Origin of the sequence: Enterobacter sp. CPE_E863, from assembly GCF_046521465.1 — a bacterium.
Classification (GTDB): domain Bacteria; phylum Pseudomonadota; class Gammaproteobacteria; order Enterobacterales; family Enterobacteriaceae; genus Enterobacter; species Enterobacter adelaidei.
Genome location: NZ_JBKFZX010000002.1, coordinates 308,885 through 323,825 on the forward strand (window position 1 = coordinate 308,885; position 14,941 = coordinate 323,825).

Annotated in this window: 13 protein-coding genes; 2 read left to right on the plus strand and 11 right to left on the minus strand. The window is 42.0% G+C overall.

The genetic code is table 11. The features are described from left to right. Positions 1-443: 443 nt before the first annotated feature. Together repHI2 and ACLHV8_RS23900 are read right to left on the minus strand one after the other, a co-directional pair. Positions 444-1,532 carry an IncHI-type plasmid replication initiator protein RepHI2 gene (gene repHI2, locus ACLHV8_RS23895; protein ID WP_000159528.1) on the minus strand — a complete coding sequence of 363 codons (1,089 nt, stop codon included), beginning with the start codon at positions 1,530-1,532 and terminating at the stop codon, positions 444-446. A gap of 1,107 nt (positions 1,533-2,639) precedes the next feature. Next, entirely contained in the window at positions 2,640-5,096 is a 2,457-nt protein-coding gene (locus tag ACLHV8_RS23900) for an Ig-like domain-containing protein (RefSeq protein WP_001232713.1), read from the minus strand. Positions 5,097-5,468: 372 nt separating this feature from the next. Here ACLHV8_RS23900 and ACLHV8_RS23905 point away from each other — a divergent pair, with 372 nt between their 5' ends. Beyond that, positions 5,469-6,095, plus strand: a complete 627-nt coding sequence (locus ACLHV8_RS23905) for a hypothetical protein (RefSeq protein WP_000966518.1) — start codon at positions 5,469-5,471, stop codon at positions 6,093-6,095. Positions 6,096-6,152: 57 nt separating this feature from the next. Here ACLHV8_RS23905 and ACLHV8_RS23910 read toward each other — a convergent pair whose 3' ends face one another. From ACLHV8_RS23910 to ACLHV8_RS23930, 5 genes are all read right to left on the minus strand, one after another. Then, on the minus strand, positions 6,153-6,434 hold the full coding sequence (locus ACLHV8_RS23910; protein WP_000535423.1) for a hypothetical protein: 282 nt from the start codon (positions 6,432-6,434) through the stop codon (positions 6,153-6,155). Further along, positions 6,421-6,864, minus strand: a complete 444-nt coding sequence (locus tag ACLHV8_RS23915) for a hypothetical protein (RefSeq protein WP_001805248.1) — start codon at positions 6,862-6,864, stop codon at positions 6,421-6,423. Before ACLHV8_RS23915 ends, ACLHV8_RS23910 begins: the two co-directional genes overlap by 14 nt. A 60-nt stretch (positions 6,865-6,924) precedes the next feature. Then, positions 6,925-7,101: a hypothetical protein gene (locus ACLHV8_RS23920; RefSeq protein WP_000070862.1), complete on the minus strand. Its 177-nt coding sequence runs from the start codon at positions 7,099-7,101 to the stop codon at positions 6,925-6,927. Then, positions 7,098-8,789 (minus strand): DUF4942 domain-containing protein, encoded by a 1,692-nt coding sequence (locus ACLHV8_RS23925; protein ID WP_000096325.1) that lies wholly within the window; start codon positions 8,787-8,789, stop codon positions 7,098-7,100. The genes ACLHV8_RS23920 and ACLHV8_RS23925 overlap by 4 nt, the downstream gene beginning before the upstream one ends. Positions 8,790-9,036: 247 nt before the next feature. After that, entirely contained in the window at positions 9,037-10,200 is a 1,164-nt protein-coding gene (locus ACLHV8_RS23930; protein WP_000114860.1) for a hypothetical protein, read from the minus strand. Between the two features lie 369 nt (positions 10,201-10,569). On the opposite strand from ACLHV8_RS23930, the gene ACLHV8_RS23935 reads away from it, so the two are divergent. Continuing rightward, positions 10,570-11,382 (plus strand): DNA adenine methylase, encoded by an 813-nt coding sequence (locus ACLHV8_RS23935; protein WP_001121574.1) that lies wholly within the window; start codon positions 10,570-10,572, stop codon positions 11,380-11,382. Positions 11,383-11,390: 8 nt separating this feature from the next. Here the strand turns inward: ACLHV8_RS23935 and ACLHV8_RS23940 are convergent, their stop codons facing one another. The 4 genes from ACLHV8_RS23940 to ACLHV8_RS23955 all read right to left on the minus strand — a co-directional run bounded on the left by ACLHV8_RS23940 (position 11,391) and on the right by ACLHV8_RS23955 (position 14,465). Then, on the minus strand, positions 11,391-12,245 hold the full coding sequence (locus ACLHV8_RS23940; protein ID WP_000970401.1) for a hypothetical protein: 855 nt from the start codon (positions 12,243-12,245) through the stop codon (positions 11,391-11,393). Between the two features lie 234 nt (positions 12,246-12,479). Further along, positions 12,480-13,196, minus strand: coding sequence for a zinc finger-like domain-containing protein (locus tag ACLHV8_RS23945; protein ID WP_000838219.1), 717 nt, complete (start codon positions 13,194-13,196; stop codon positions 12,480-12,482). Continuing rightward, complete coding sequence (locus ACLHV8_RS23950; RefSeq protein WP_000594930.1) at positions 13,193-13,393, minus strand: hypothetical protein; 201 nt, start codon at positions 13,391-13,393, stop codon at positions 13,193-13,195. Before ACLHV8_RS23950 ends, ACLHV8_RS23945 begins: the two co-directional genes overlap by 4 nt. A 19-nt stretch (positions 13,394-13,412) precedes the next feature. Beyond that, positions 13,413-14,465 carry a hypothetical protein gene (locus ACLHV8_RS23955; protein WP_001065778.1) on the minus strand — a complete coding sequence of 351 codons (1,053 nt, stop codon included), beginning with the start codon at positions 14,463-14,465 and terminating at the stop codon, positions 13,413-13,415. Positions 14,466-14,941 lie beyond the last annotated feature (476 nt).

The following is a 14,941-nucleotide window of genomic DNA, read 5'->3' on the forward strand; positions in this document are numbered from 1 at the left end:
GTATTCGCCAATCCAATCGAGATTCACAATGGCCGTGACTCGCCGCATTAAGTTCCGGTGTCCTCCCAAAGCTGAACGCACACTCGGAGGACAATGACAATGCCAGTAAGGTACACATCATTACCATTGTCACTATAGCTACCAGAGAAGCCGGGATTTGAATGTCGATGGTAGTGAGTGGGTCAACTCACTGCCATTGTCACCCCGTTACGATATTTTCCGTTGGATGTACTGGCCAATGAAGTAAAGCGTAGAAACCGGGTGTTAACAGGTGACTCAGGAGAAAGCGTTGAATTCGCAATCTCGATCTACATAGGGTGGTAGAGAACAATGACAACGGTAATGACTTTTGACTCATTACCGTTGACGTGAAAGAGCGGGCTGGGACTAACGAAAATCGAAGAAGTAATTTAGCACCCGGAGCCTGAACCGCCGGGTTAACTTTAGCTGGCGTTGCTGTTCTTTTTCTGGCTTCGAAGACTACGAATATAGCGCAGTTCTTCAGCGGTTAAATCATGGACGGTAAGAACATCATCGCCGTCTATCGGGTCAGCTGGTGGGCATAACTCACCTTCTAAAACAGAAGACCCTGAGTTCTCTTCTTCATCTTCAACCACTTCTAAAGGAGGCTGAGTATTGTTCAAATTCAGATCGGGATCCCGCTTATGAATCTGGAAGTATACTTTTCCGTCTTTCTTAATTTCGGTGTACTGGAGGTATCCTATCGATGCCAACTCTTCAAGAGCCTTTCTCACGGTAGCATTCTGACTATTTGCTCGTGTTTTGAGGTTCAGACGATTTTTCAGCCGAGTAAGGGATATCGGTATAGGATTTGGCGGTAATGACTCTATGAACGTATAGAGAGCCTGGGCGCTTTCCTTCTTGGCCAACTCCTTAATTGCCTTCAGCTGCATCAAAACCTTATGATCGTATTGATAGAGCTCGAAAATCTTAGGATCAACCTGAAGGACAACCTGATCTGATTCCGGGTCTAACAGGGCAGACTGTACCAGATGCGTTGTATAGACTTTGGACGAGTTATTACTGGTGAACGACAAGGTAACGGATGCTAACCTGCGTAAGGAGGCGTCTATACGTTTTCTGGACGCTGTAGATGAGCGATAATTTTCAGGCGTACATAGCTTGAGGAATTCAGTGAATTTTAAGCTTATCGTGTCATTGTTAATCGGATGATTGGCATAGGTTCGAATGATGCCCATCCACGTCTTAAAATCTACTGACATATCAAGACGCTCACCGACAATTGAAATATTGGTGAACCCCTCGCTCTCCATTAAAGAGAGCGTCTGTAACTCTTTCGTTGCGTCAAAGCCAACCGTTTTATATTCCCGATTTTGACGCCCCACACTCTTTGGTGATGGGACGAACAGCCCGAGCCGCATCAAAGCAATAGACTGCACCGTACGGTTGCTGTTAGGACGCAAAATGATGTCTTTACCTGATTCTTTCTCTCTAACAGAGAAAGCCCTGGTGACCAGGTCCTGCTGCTCAGTATCTTTCTCTTTAGTCATAATAAGTTATCACTGAATGTGTAAACAGATTGGTGAATAGTAAGCCCCAGCGAACTCTATGTCACTGGATGGATCATTGTGATGATCCATATCTGTGCATAAGTTCTACCTAAAAAAACGACTCCACTCATTAAAACTTGGCAAAAACTCTTTGCATACAATGACCTGCAACTCTTATCAACAACGGATCAGATCAAGTTAAAAAGATCTAATGAAAAGTCACTACTATTGTCGCTCTGATCACTACTGATGTCAAAAAACTCATTACCAACGTTATAATAATCACTACCAATGTCAAAATAATCACTACTGTTGTCACTGATCACGTCTCAGGCCTTGTGCCGTCTGGCCTGGAGGCAGCGGGGATCTCTTTTGATCTATCAGGAACACTAAGGTACTAATTATTGGAACTACCTTGTGGAAAATGGGGATAAATAAATGCTTAGTTCTTATACAGGTCTCAACTTGCCTCCCTGATAAAAACTGTCGTCAAAGCTAAATCACAGCCACAGGCATTTTCGGTGGATAAATTTTTGAGAAATAGAAGCATACATGCAGACTCGTGTCGCAAGTAATTGAAAGTAATAATTTATTTAAATAATGCGAGTCACCTTACCTTACAGTGGAAGTTTAAGTCTAACCTCACTACCATTGTCACTTAAAATCATTACCAACGTCGAAATAGTCTCTACCATTGTCTTTTAAGTCACTCCCGTTGTCACTTATGTCGCTACTGTTGTCAGTGACAATGCTCCAGCCCAGTAACCATGCGGCCTACAGCGTACCGGGATCTTCTTTGTACTCTCTGGCACCTTTGGGATCATTTATTGGATCTACATGAGGGATAAAATCTTTTGACGATTTCGTAGTGCAGTTATACCAGCGACTTAGCAAGACAAAAGCTGCAATTTAGTGACGAGTTACTAGTCTGCCCAACAAGAGCAATGCAGAGAAGATATGTGGTGAAATGACCATGGTAGTGAGTCTAATCACTACCATGGTCCGCAGTAAGCGTTACTTACGCAATGAACGTCGGACTGATTTGCAACAACATGGGCTACGGCGCATCAGAAGACGGCCGTTGTGCTTCAGCAAAACAGCCCTGCTTTATTTTAATTCTTCAATGTTAATCATGAACTCAGATCTGCCTGTAAGGCCGGATACAGCAGGGAAAATAGGAAAGCTACGGCTGTCCCCGAGCCCCAAATCCAGTTGAAGCTCTTTGCTTTCACCTGGCATCGCAGAAACACCATTTACAGTCACGCCGAATGCAGCGTCCTTACGGACAGTAAGCACTGCGTCCTGAAGCCCTGTAGCGATTGAACCATCCTTTTTACGCAGCTGGCTGGCATACAGAACAGCCAGAGGAGTATTGTCAGATGTTTTGAGAGAAGCATTGACAGCTAAGGTTTTCAGATTCTCTAGCCTGACGAGATTGTTTGGAAGGTAGTTAAATTCGACTGAGCTTTCTTTAACGTTGTTCATCTCATCTTTGGCCTGAACTGTGAGAGTGTATGTTTCGCCTTCATTAAGAGACGGAAAGATCTTGGGATAATTAGGTGCATACAGGTTGTTTCCCAGATTCACCCAAGACAATTCCACCGCATCAGAAACAGGGCCACCGCGAAGAGTCATACGGCTTAAGGATGGTTTAGTTAGAGCATCGGTGAGCTGTATACGGACGTTCTCCAGCCCATATACTGTTACGTTTTTGCTGATCGGTTTTCCTTCGTAGCTAATACTTACAGATGGTGCTGTATTATCAACGACAACAGTTTGATAAGGGAGGTTACCGGTATTGTTGAATGTATCTTGGGCATTAATTACCACGTTATAACTGCCTTCTGGTACCTCTTTCATGTTGAACTCATACGTGTAGTTCCCAGACGCCATATTTCTACCTGTTTGTTTGCCGGTTACGCTTATTTCTGCGTTGTTACGGTTTTTATCTGACAACCAAACTCGATTTACATAAACATGGTCGAAATATGAACCATCTCCAGGTTGATTCACGTAAACCTGGAGAATGTTGGTGGTTTCAATGTAATCAAATCCAGTGACGGAGGGACCCAGTGTATGCCAGGCTATATTCTCCCATATAGGGGCAAAGAAGGTTGCTTCGGTGGTTGACCTTACTTCATAGCCACTATGAAGATAGCCGGTAGTGCCATTTATAATATCCTGGGGCAAAGAGACGGTACAGGTTGTTGAGCCAGCTGGAATACTGCATGTTGCTCCGCCAGTGATTTTTTGATCATATGGCCTAGCCTGTACATTGAACCGGATATTAGTAAGTTTTATAGGCATATCAGATGCCTTGAACAGGTTCCAGTTTACGCTGTTGAACCATGTTCCATCAGCCTTTTGTCGTTCTATGGGTGAACTTCCCCAAGCCGGACTCTTTACAGAGGCAGGATCCCAGTTGAGCCAGCTGGCATACTGACCAAGATCTCCTCCAGACCATTGATATGTATTCACAGGTCTATAGTAGTTTCCATCTAAGGCACCCTGTGGCAGCTTAACTTCCACGTAGACATAGGTGGCATCTTCGGAAAGGACCTGTACTCCGCCATAGTTATTGGTAATGCTCATGCCACCATTTCGATATGGCTTCCAGTTAGTTCTTGGGATACGTATAACCAACTTGTAGGGGTTTTCCAGCACTGTAAGGCCTCGTTTAAACGGGACGTATCCCGAAGAAATGCCGGGTACAACACTGGTGCTTACACGTGAGTCATGAACTGCAAATGGCGTAAATTCTCCCATTTGATCGTCATATAAAAACCGCTGGGGAGGAATGTTAAGCGTATTTCCTGCCAGGTCCGTAACGATGAAATTGAAGGTGAATTCTTCATCAAGATCACTTGAGGGCATGCCAGCCTGGGTGTTCATATCTTTAATCCACGGATAGAACGCACGTTTATTGGCTGTGTCATAACTCAGGTTATTGTCGGAGACCACAGAACCATTACTTCGTTTAATGACAAGACGGATCTTGGCAATTCCACTAGCATCCTCAATACCGTCTGCAAATATAGAAAACTGGCCACTACCGCCTCGGCCCAACTCCCAAAGTGGCCCAGAAAGTACCATGTCGTAACCTGCGTTTTGACTCGGATAAATACTCTTATAGCGTGGAGGAGTTGTATCAACGATGAAATGATAAGTAGATGTGCTCACTACAGTCTGGCGAATATCCAGAGTTTCATTGACTACAGTAAAGGTCCCTTCTCCGAGCGCCGGTAGAACCATATCCTTTCCATAGTATTCTGTTCCATCGGCAGCAACGATACGATCTGCAACGCTCGTTTTGGTCGAGACGGAGGAATACATAACCTTTTTATCGCTGTCTCGTGTGACCGTCACTCGCTCGTACCGATCAAGACCCGATATCAAGTTCAGAGTCAAAACACCAGCGGGATTAAGATATGTTTGTGTTGCAGGCTTAATATTCCGAACAGCCTTATTGGTATCTGTAAATGAGTAGCTAAATACCTGAGCATGTGCCGAAGATACAGTAGCAAGGGCAGTTGCAACCATGCAGCCAATTAGAGTTTTACGCATATGATGCTCCGGGAATAGGTTATAGCCTTATTCTACGGATTCAGCCTACAAGGTCCGGTCGGATAAAGTGATAATTTGCCTGTTAAAAGAGACATCAAGTGAGAAAGCAACCAACGTACAGAATGCAAAATGGCGGCAGTGCATCTGGATGACGCAAAAGTAACTTTTTGTACCCACTTTTTTGGATTTTAGCCTTCAAAATGAGTATTCAACCAATCATAAAAGTAACTTTTGATAGACGCTGCTCCTTTATGTTTGCCAATTGTGCTGATATGTTTTTAAATTCAAGGAAGCGAGATTTTAAAAGCATCTGTTGAGTCAAATTTATGTAAAATAACAGGGTAACCATCACTTCTAGGTTGAGGAAACCCAATGTTATACATGCTCTTATGCTGTTTTCTGATGCTCAACAGTACATTCGTTATGTTCAGAGCAATGTCTGCAATAAGTAAAGGATCCGCTAAAGAAAACCGGTCTGAAATATCGCTGATAGTCCTAGCAACACTTGGAATTGCATCACCATTCATTGTCGCAATGATTACTATTAATGAAAGTATGACATCTAAAACAGTAACAGATTTTTCTTTGGGTGCTCAGTGGTCCGGAATGGTTTCAGCGGTAGCGCTAATGGGGTTATATGCTCGACGCGTTTGGAAAGAGAAGAAGTCCTTATTTACTGGCGCTTTCCTGGCCTCTTCCTTAATGGCCTTTATTTTTACTGACAGCCTTGTTTTCGTATCCCAGAAGGACACCGGCGTTCTGGCTACTTTCGTACTCGATAAAAACGCTGGAGATATTGATTGTAGTCGCCCGGCTATGATTGTCCATTACAGTAAAGGTGTTCCAACGGACTGGCGTTGCCCAACCAGTATCATGTTGATGGCGTATTCTTCATATCCTTTTTTACCTTGGCCTGAGTATAGCCATGGTACCAGCCAGTCTCTTACGGTTGTTATTGATACATTTATGGAAAACGCTGTTAATCTCAGTCAAAAATAATAAATAAACCTCTCTAGTGAGAGGTTTTATAAACCTGAGCCACCAATCTAATTAACTCTATATTTTTGTTTTAGCTTTTTTAAAGGTAGACTTACCGAATAAAACAGCAATTATAGAGCAAAGGCCTGGCGTTAGGACAAAAGCTAATAATGCACTGCCAAAACTTGTCATTTCAGGCACCACGAACCAGCTGATAGGCCACGTCAGGGCAGGTAAATTTAGCGGATCATAAAGCGCATGTAGAGCGCTTAACACACAGTAAAGTGCTAAAAAGCAAACTAGATAAACAACGATCCACATTTTAATTTGCTCAGCAATTTCAAATTTAGGACTGCCCATGCTTTACCTCAGTGGCTGAATATTGATGGTTAATATCTTTAATCACCCGTAAGCACTTAGTGCATACCTTAGTTCGATTTGTCTGCTTGTCCAGAGTGTATTTAACTTCAAGTTGACCTCCAGCATTAAGCAAAGTGAGCATCTCATCTTCTAACACGCTTCGGTAAATGGTCTTGTCCGAGAGTGTGCCCGGTAACGAGTACTCAACATAATTGTTTGAAACTCTTACCGATTTAGGGATTTTACCACTGAGCTGGATTTCATTCGTTGAAGGCATTACAGTTACTTTAATCACAGTTGCCGGTGACCAGAAATCCTGATAACGCACTTTATGAATTTTATCAGCTCTAAGGCCTAACCACACATTTCCGGCGATAAGAACAATAAGCAATCCATAAACTGATCGTCGAATGTTACGCCTTTTAATCACAATGTCCCCCATCCCTCAAATATCATTCTAAATAACTGCACCAGGATATCATGAGCGTAATTAAAAGAATTCTTCATAACCGGGGTTTTCAGTTGAGTTTGCGGACTCTTTACTTTGCGGTTTCTCGCCCTCTATTTGAGTATCCCTGACAGGTTTGGATTTACCCATGCTCCTCTGAAAGGTATCCATAACAAACTCAATATCTTCTTCTGGCAGGCTGGTGGGTTGGTTGCTCATAGGACTTCCTCTTGTTGAATACGTTCGGCGTACAGGATGCGAACCGAAACGGTCGTGTTTTCAAACTCGTTCTCAAAAACGTCCATCCATTCCGTCCGGAATTCTTCCCCCAGAAGGTTATCGAGCCCCTGAAGAGATAATGGAAGAACGGCTGCTAGAGATCCCCCGGCTGCGAGATGAGATGCAGCTGCCTGGAGATGCAGCCTGGCCCGGTTATCGGCAAAAGGTGGGTTCATCACGACATAATCAAACTTCTTCTGTTGATTAGACTTAGACCATGTGAGGAAGTCAGCTTCTGTCGTATCGTATCCCTTAGCCCGGGAGATAAGGCAATTCAAAGTATCAAGCTCGATGCCAGTAACGATCACACCGGCAGGGAATGATTTAAGCAAATCCGCATGGCCAATATTAGGCTCCAGGAGGGTATCCCCTTCCCCTGCACCGAGCAGGGAATATACATATTCGCTGATTCGGCAAGATGAAGGGTAAAACTGATGCGATACAATATCAGGCATCTCCCCTATCTGGCCGATGTAACGAATAACCTCACACGGATCATAGGAAAATGTCACATCGTATTTTGTTACTGTTGCCCCTAAGAACCGAAGGGTGTCAGCGGCAACACTCGAAGATTTGCGTTCGGCGAGAGACCCTAAAGATGTCCAGCAACTCCATTTATTGTCCCCGTCATTTTTAAACATTAGTTCAGAAAGCTGCATCCGGGTATCAAAGTCGATGCACTGCTTAAGTACAGGGAATGCCTCCAAAGATTTCTTGCTATGAGCCATGCGGTCGGCAGGTAATGCCAGCGGTACGATAGCTGATAAAATATTGTTAAGCCGCTCGGCGATATCAGGGTGGACGTCAATATGCATTGATCCATTTTTGTAAACCCTGAAACGAATACTGTTGCCATCGATGCAGATCCATTTTCTGAACCCCTCATGTTCGACCAACGCCTCAACCAATGATTTGGTGTTATGGATCGCCTTCACCTGTTCGCCACGGAAGAATGCGCATATAACGCGGAGCTCGCTCAGTGGTGAAATGCCAGACTCTTTAAAATCCACCCTTAATTTCTGCCAGGGGTATTTAGACGGCTCGCAAACTCCGGTAGTGATCATGCGGGTGGAGAACCCAAAAGCTTTGTTTGTCTTATGACTGCGGCTCAGAGACTGGAAGACGTCGTAAACCCTTTCTTTAATAAATTGATTGCGGTCATTAAGCAAAGCAACGACTGTGCCTACTACAGCGTCAGCTGTGAAATCAGGGATCACCTGAGGCGGCATAATATAGCGGTCGGCCGTAAACTGCTTATCCCATTCGTTACGTTTGGCATCCGACATGATAGGCAAAACATCAGTGAGTGCCATAACGCGTTTCCAGTATTCAGATCTCAGAGCGTTTTCCGCGAACAAGGCATCCGCTTCAGAGATACTGTGGTTGTAGCCTGAGAGATAAGAATAAAGTTTCTGGTGATTGTGGGTTTTGAACTGGACAGCCATGTGTTTCAACAAGCAGAGTTCATCATTATAGGACTCAACAAGATCCGCGATAATGCCGAGCTCTTTGCGCATATCTGGAAGAAATGTTTCAGAAGAGCTAACCACCAGGCTATGAGAGGTTGTTAAAGCCAGTACGCTGTGACCTGCATTATCGGGTTTAGCTTCAGAATCAAGAGATGACATTTTACCGGTCCTTTAGAAAAAACTTTTACCAGGATAGCAACGTCGCTCTGTAACCTAATAGGTTCAGTGACACGAAAAAGTTTTTTATGTCTCTGAATAAAACTTAAAGATGTCAACTCATAGAAAGAAGCAAAAAAAAAGCCCCGCATAAACGGGGCAAGAACGATACATGGAGGTTTAAAAAAGGCGGGCAAAAAGCCTGAATCCTTAATGACTCTGACAAAACCAACACTTTGCCAAAAGTAAATTATTCTGCGTCCGGCTGTGGGTCAGTATCCTGATCGGTCTCTTCCCCTGCCTTCTTAGCATTTTTTTTACGTGGGTATTTTGGCTTCTCACCATTAAGTTTTGCCTGACGATTCTCCGCACGGCGAAGCTGCTTGTTCTCTGATTCTGTGATCTCTTTTGAAAGATTTCTCAGCATCTCCAGAGTACTGCGGTTCAACGTAATGTTGATTTCTTCGTCAGCACTTGAATCTGTCATCTCCGGCAATTCAATATCCCCCAGTTTCTGTAATAAGCTGGTGGTGATGAGTTTGACGCCTTCTACGGCTTTTGTGGCAATAACCGGCGGAATCCGTGCTGGCTTGAAGTCTGAAGGTCTGACTCGTACCTGACCATGTTGGGTTTTTTTCACCGTGATGCCATTCGCATCGGCCTGCTCAAGTTCCGCGATCATCTTCTTGATACGTGAAATTGCTTCTGTTTCACCGAGCTCATCGATCAGTGAAAGCACGTTAACATACGAAATAGCGTCAGCATGAATCCATTTCTTGATAACAACAGAACAGGTTGTCAGGCGGATAAGAGAACTGATGGTCGTCGGGCTTTTATTTTCACGTTGAGCAATTCGTTCGAGTGACCAGCCAGCAAGAGAATGTAGGCGACGATAGGACTCGCCAAGCGCAACAGGAGAAAGCGCAAGACCACGGTTACCATCAATGGTCGCGAGCTCACAGCCAATTTCATCTTCTTTAATCTCAACGCAAAGGATTGTGATGTCATGATCTTCATCACATGCCATCATTGCGGCTTTTAAACGGCAGTGCCCCTGGCGAACAAAAGGTACCCCATCAATGACACGTACTCGGATAGGGTCTACATAGTCACCTCGAATGTAGGCATTCTTGATGTTGTAGATGTGTTCTTCAACCTCAGGGAGCTTATAGTAATCGTCACCCATTCCCATTTCGCGGGAGTTGAAGCCTGGCGTGACCTGAATTACTGAAGGGTGGATAGCCCATGCTTTCTGGTCACTTACTTCAGTACAAAGTTCAGGGTTTGCATCACGGAACTGTTTAAGCCCAGTGACGTAACGACCTGTGCCAGTAACTACTGAAAAGGCAACATGGGCCGTTTTAAAGACCTTGTCATTAGCTTGCTGTGTAGGTTCTGTCAGTAAAACACTCATAGGGGCTCCGTTACATTTTTCTGCTTACTTTCTGCGTAGCGGGGATACTACCGAAAAAAAAATCCATAATTTTTCGCAAAAAAGGTACTTTTTGAGCCTATTCTGATTTTTCACAAAAAAAGAGGGCTCCCCATTTCTTGTGATGGCATCAAAATCGCTTCATAAACAAAGACATAAATCCAAAACATAAAGTTCAGGTATCAGTGAGGAAAAATCTTATAAATCCGCAATGCTGAAAGTCAAAACTGTGCGTCTTAAACAACTTTTTTTTGCTCCCTAAGTTATTAGTTAAAGCCCGTGGTTAGGTACGATACCAGCACCTAAATTTCTCTCTCAGGTATAGACACTTTGACTCGACATCTCAGACACATGCCGATAATCAAATGGGCTGGTGGAAAAACGAAACTGATGCCTTTCATCAGCCATCACTACCCACACGATCATAGTTGCCGGTGGGTAGAACCCTTTATAGGCGGTGGTGCCGTTTTTCTGAACATGTTTGCACAAAATGCATTGCTTGCAGATAGCAATCCAGACTTGATCAACCTATACAGGACTATTCAAAGACAGAAAACTAACTTTATAAATCAGGTCCAAAACCTAGCGGATAAAACCTTTGTCGAAAAGGACTACTATGAGATGAGGGACCGTTTCAACAAAACCTGTATTTCTGGTCAACCGCTTCAAAGAGCGGCTTTGTTTTACTCCCTGAATCGCCTGGGCTATAACGGTATGTGCCGCTATAACTCAGAAAGAATCTATTCAGTGCCCTGGGGGAAACATACAGAACTGAAGCTTGACTTCAATAAAATAGACTACCTTTCATTTCGTCTTTCAGGTATTGAACTGATCACCGCTGGTTTTGAGGAGACTCTGGCCGCAACCGGCGAAGGAGATCAGATTTATTGTGATCCGCCATATGACAAAACAAGCAAAACTAGTTTTGTCAGTTACGATGGTAAACCGTTCAGCCAAAGCGACCACGTGCTGTTAGCAAATATGCTCGTTGACGCTCACAGAAAAGGCGCTGCTGTTGCGATATCAAATAGCCTGACACCATTCACTTTGGGCCTCTATGAAGAGCGTGGATTCGTCATACACAGACTCAGCGCTTACCGATCCGTAGGAAGTAAGCCAAATACACGGAAAACGGAAACAGAAATACTGGCCGTGCTGAAATAGAGTTAATTCTAATCAACGGGGCTAATCCATTCCTGAAAAGTTAATACCTCAGGGTGAGTTCGTTGAACATAAGGTATAAACTGAAGCTCTTCTATTCTCCGGTCGCCCCTCTTTCCTTCGCAAATAAATGAAATGAGTCCTTGCTGAGAAAGCCCAGTAAGGACGCTCATAAGTCTTATATTTAGAGTTTTAAGCTGTAAGTCGTTATTAATGTCCTCCACTTTATGAGAGCTCTGGCCTGAACGTTTAAGATACTCGTAAACCATGAAATTCGAATTTCGTCGTTTTAACAATTTTTCGGTTATGCATTCCTGAATGAAACCGCCAAGAGCATCTAAAAGCGGACTGAGAACTACCGGGAAAGTTAATGTGTAACTTTGAGAAGTTTTAGACAAAGTAAATGAATTTAGAAAGCTAAAGTTAAGTCTCTTTTTTGAATATGGAGCGTAAGCGACAAGAGTAGTTGACATAACAGTAAGTAAAGCTTCAAGATGTTCCACTGTTATTAATGTGGTTTTATCTGTATTTCTTAGATTATGGAAATCAATAAACGCTACTCTTGAACGGCTAAGCCAATCTTGTACTTTAATGTCGATAGAAAATTGCGATATATGATTTGAACATTCATTTTGGTTGATAGGGCATGCAGACGAAAGATGGTTATGGATTATCATGCATAGCACAAAAAAAGGAAATCGGCAGGCTGTGGGGCATTGAAAACCGGTTAAAGAAAGCTTAGACGTTTCATATGCGCTTACCGGAAAAGTAACTTTTCTTAACGTTGGCTTTGACGATGTTCTTGCATTTTTACAAATGAAACCGAGACCCAGATCATTGTGCATTTTAAAGTCCATCTCCATCATCACCTTTTAGCCTTAACTGTATGGTATTGGTATACAAAAAATTAAAAATTATAATTAATAAGATTATCATTTTTTTACTATTGAAAAGGTTGTGATAGAGGGGAATTTAAATGTAAAAGATTTATACTCGCAGATCTTTATGAGGGATAAAACCCATTGCGTAAGCAACAATATTACGTGAGTGAGTCCTAACGACAGTTTAAGTCTTGGCTCTATATTTAAGCAGTAAAACATTTAACTGTCTTGGAGTTTACTTAACTTAAAAACTGTTATTGCAGCATAATTTTTCGAATCAAAATCATAGAATTTTCTGACTTTTCCAGTCAAATGATAACGTTCACCCAATAAAATGTGATCCTGTTTATCGGCCGTTAAAGCGATCCCGTCATTTCTAACTTTACCAGTAAATGTAAAAAAATAACTCCCTTTACTTTTTGCGTACGCGGCCCTGACTTCAGTAAATGTTAGTTCAATGCTTATGACCTGGCCGATATTGTAGCTATGTTTTAAAATTTCTTGTTCATTTTCCGGAGTTTCAGACAACATCACATCAAAGGTTGTAAAGAAACAATCCAGCTGGCGTTCTGTCAAAAAACGGTTATTGTCTAGTTGCGCCAATATACTATTAGAAAACTTAGTGTTAGCCTTTTTTGCTTTCTCAATAAGTACGTGGTTTCTGGATTTCCATGCTTCGAGTGTTGGGTTAACACGCAGTTCCGGAATGTTATCGAGAAAGGTAATTGGCTCTAGTACCACTAATTTTTCAATAATGGGTCCAACTGTTTGCACCCCATGACACTTTTCACATACATCAGCCCCTTTGTGGCCTGTGCCCGCACATTCGTTACATTCTCTTTCGATAGGTGCATAATAATTTCCATCTCCGTTAAGGGATACATTCACTGAGGCTGGTACCATATGACCATCAAGAGTAAAGAAAAGAGATTTCATTTTCGAAACACCTCCAAACGTGCCTCTACGATTGCTACAGCTTCTTTCACAGTTTTTTCATAGTGGTCATGCCCTTCAGGAAATTGGTCAAAACGTTTACCGTGTTCTAACTCTTCCATGTTGCGTTTAAGGACTTCATGAGTTAGAAGCAAATCATTATAATTATCGATAAGAGTCAGCTTTATAGGTTTAATCACTCAACTAATCCTCGGGTTTTTATTCCTTAAGGAGATCTCGAATTTCCAGAAGCTCTTCTAATTTTGGTTTAGAAAGAATGATTGCTGTATTTTCGTCGTTAAGTAAAGACAATAAAATATTTAGCTTTTCATCATTCAAGATTATTTGAACACCATCATCAGAAAATATTACATTTTTACTATCAACATTTTTGAACAAGTGTGCACTATCTCTACCAAATTTTAGTTCTGTTTGAGTATTCGTTATAGATTCCGTATGTGTACTTTCCACAAGCTCAAGAAATTCAGATTTTAGCCGTTCTGTTTTCTTATGCGAGAGGCGCTTAATACCCAAAGTCTTACGTGTGACTGCCGAATTTTTCTTTTCTGGTCCGCCTTTATTTAAGGTGTCTGGTCCTGCTCCAGCTGCATTGTGTTCAGGTATGCCTACAATTTTGCTCGTTGTAGTCTCAATATTCTTAACGCCAGGTAAGAAACCTTCTATATGTTTTAAAACCATTTTGTGATCGTTGGAATATTTTAACATTATTTCAATGGCGAGCGTTTTTTTGATTAGATTTAGGCTAATCAAACGTTGAAGCTCTAATGGCATATCAAGGATTTTTAGCATATTACGAATTGCGGTAGTTGATCGTTGATATCGCATTGCTAGTTCTTCAACCGAATACCCGAGACTAACAGCATGAGCTAATGCATGAGCTTGCCCAACCGGATTTAGCCCATTGCTTCTGTTACCATCGAGGTTCTCAAGGTATTCTTCAATTTCGTTTTTATAATCGATTAAGATAACAGATAATTTTGGAATATTAGCACCTTCAGAAATTGCTAATTTTAAGCCATGAAAACGAGTATGACCTTGACGAACTAAATATTTACCTTTTCTTTTTACGACCTTGATCATATCAACCTGCCTTCCTTCCTTAAAGGCTTGTTTGATTGACACAATCATCGATTTGACAGGTTCTTGTTCGTAACACAAATCTCCGATTACCGCCTCTCGGGGATTAAATCCCTTTTCAATTTCAACTAGATTAGTATCCACTTCAATGACTGTATGTTTGCTGTTGTTCATATCTTCCTCCTGTTTACTACATGATACATGAACCTCAAATTTGCCAAATAGGGCTGATACATCTAAAAGGTAAACTCAAAAAATTTGCTTAATAAAATTAAAATAAAAACTGTCTTGAATAAAACAATGATAGTAAACCCACTTTCATTTCCGTTTGCGATCTGTAGATATTGATAAAGGAGCGCTATTCCTTGTTTTATATGGACTTATCATTGTTTTCAACAGGTTAGATCAATTCTTTAGATCACTAAAGATCAATAGAGTTCAAGTAAAGATCACGGCATCTTTAACTCATTGATTATAGTAACTTTATGAAAGGATCCGGCATTCGGATGCATGCGAAAAGCATTTGAATGAATAAGGAAGGCATTTACTGGAATGCTTATGGCATTTAGGTAAATGCGTAAAAAGCATTTGCAAGAATATGTTATAAACAGTTTGCCAAATGAAAATCTTATCACCGACGAGTTAAGTTA

What these genes read in the sequence shown, in the direction of transcription:
- ACLHV8_RS23940 (WP_000970401.1), bottom strand. Translation starts at nt 12,245, where the DNA reads ATGATGGAGATGGACTTTAAAATGCACAATGATCTGGGTCTCGGTTTC.
- ACLHV8_RS23930 (WP_000114860.1), bottom strand. Translation starts at nt 10,200, where the DNA reads ATGAGTGTTTTACTGACAGAACCTACACAGCAAGCTAATGACAAGGTC.
- ACLHV8_RS23905 (WP_000966518.1), top strand. Translation starts at nt 5,469, where the DNA reads ATGTTATACATGCTCTTATGCTGTTTTCTGATGCTCAACAGTACATTC.
- ACLHV8_RS23920 (WP_000070862.1), bottom strand. Translation starts at nt 7,101, where the DNA reads ATGAGCAACCAACCCACCAGCCTGCCAGAAGAAGATATTGAGTTTGTT.
- ACLHV8_RS23925 (WP_000096325.1), bottom strand. Translation starts at nt 8,789, where the DNA reads ATGTCATCTCTTGATTCTGAAGCTAAACCCGATAATGCAGGTCACAGC.
- ACLHV8_RS23955 (WP_001065778.1), bottom strand. Translation starts at nt 14,465, where the DNA reads ATGAACAACAGCAAACATACAGTCATTGAAGTGGATACTAATCTAGTT.
- ACLHV8_RS23900 (WP_001232713.1), bottom strand. Translation starts at nt 5,096, where the DNA reads ATGCGTAAAACTCTAATTGGCTGCATGGTTGCAACTGCCCTTGCTACT.
- repHI2 (WP_000159528.1), bottom strand. Translation starts at nt 1,532, where the DNA reads ATGACTAAAGAGAAAGATACTGAGCAGCAGGACCTGGTCACCAGGGCT.
- ACLHV8_RS23945 (WP_000838219.1), bottom strand. Translation starts at nt 13,196, where the DNA reads ATGAAATCTCTTTTCTTTACTCTTGATGGTCATATGGTACCAGCCTCA.
- ACLHV8_RS23935 (WP_001121574.1), top strand. Translation starts at nt 10,570, where the DNA reads ATGCCGATAATCAAATGGGCTGGTGGAAAAACGAAACTGATGCCTTTC.
- ACLHV8_RS23910 (WP_000535423.1), bottom strand. Translation starts at nt 6,434, where the DNA reads ATGGGCAGTCCTAAATTTGAAATTGCTGAGCAAATTAAAATGTGGATC.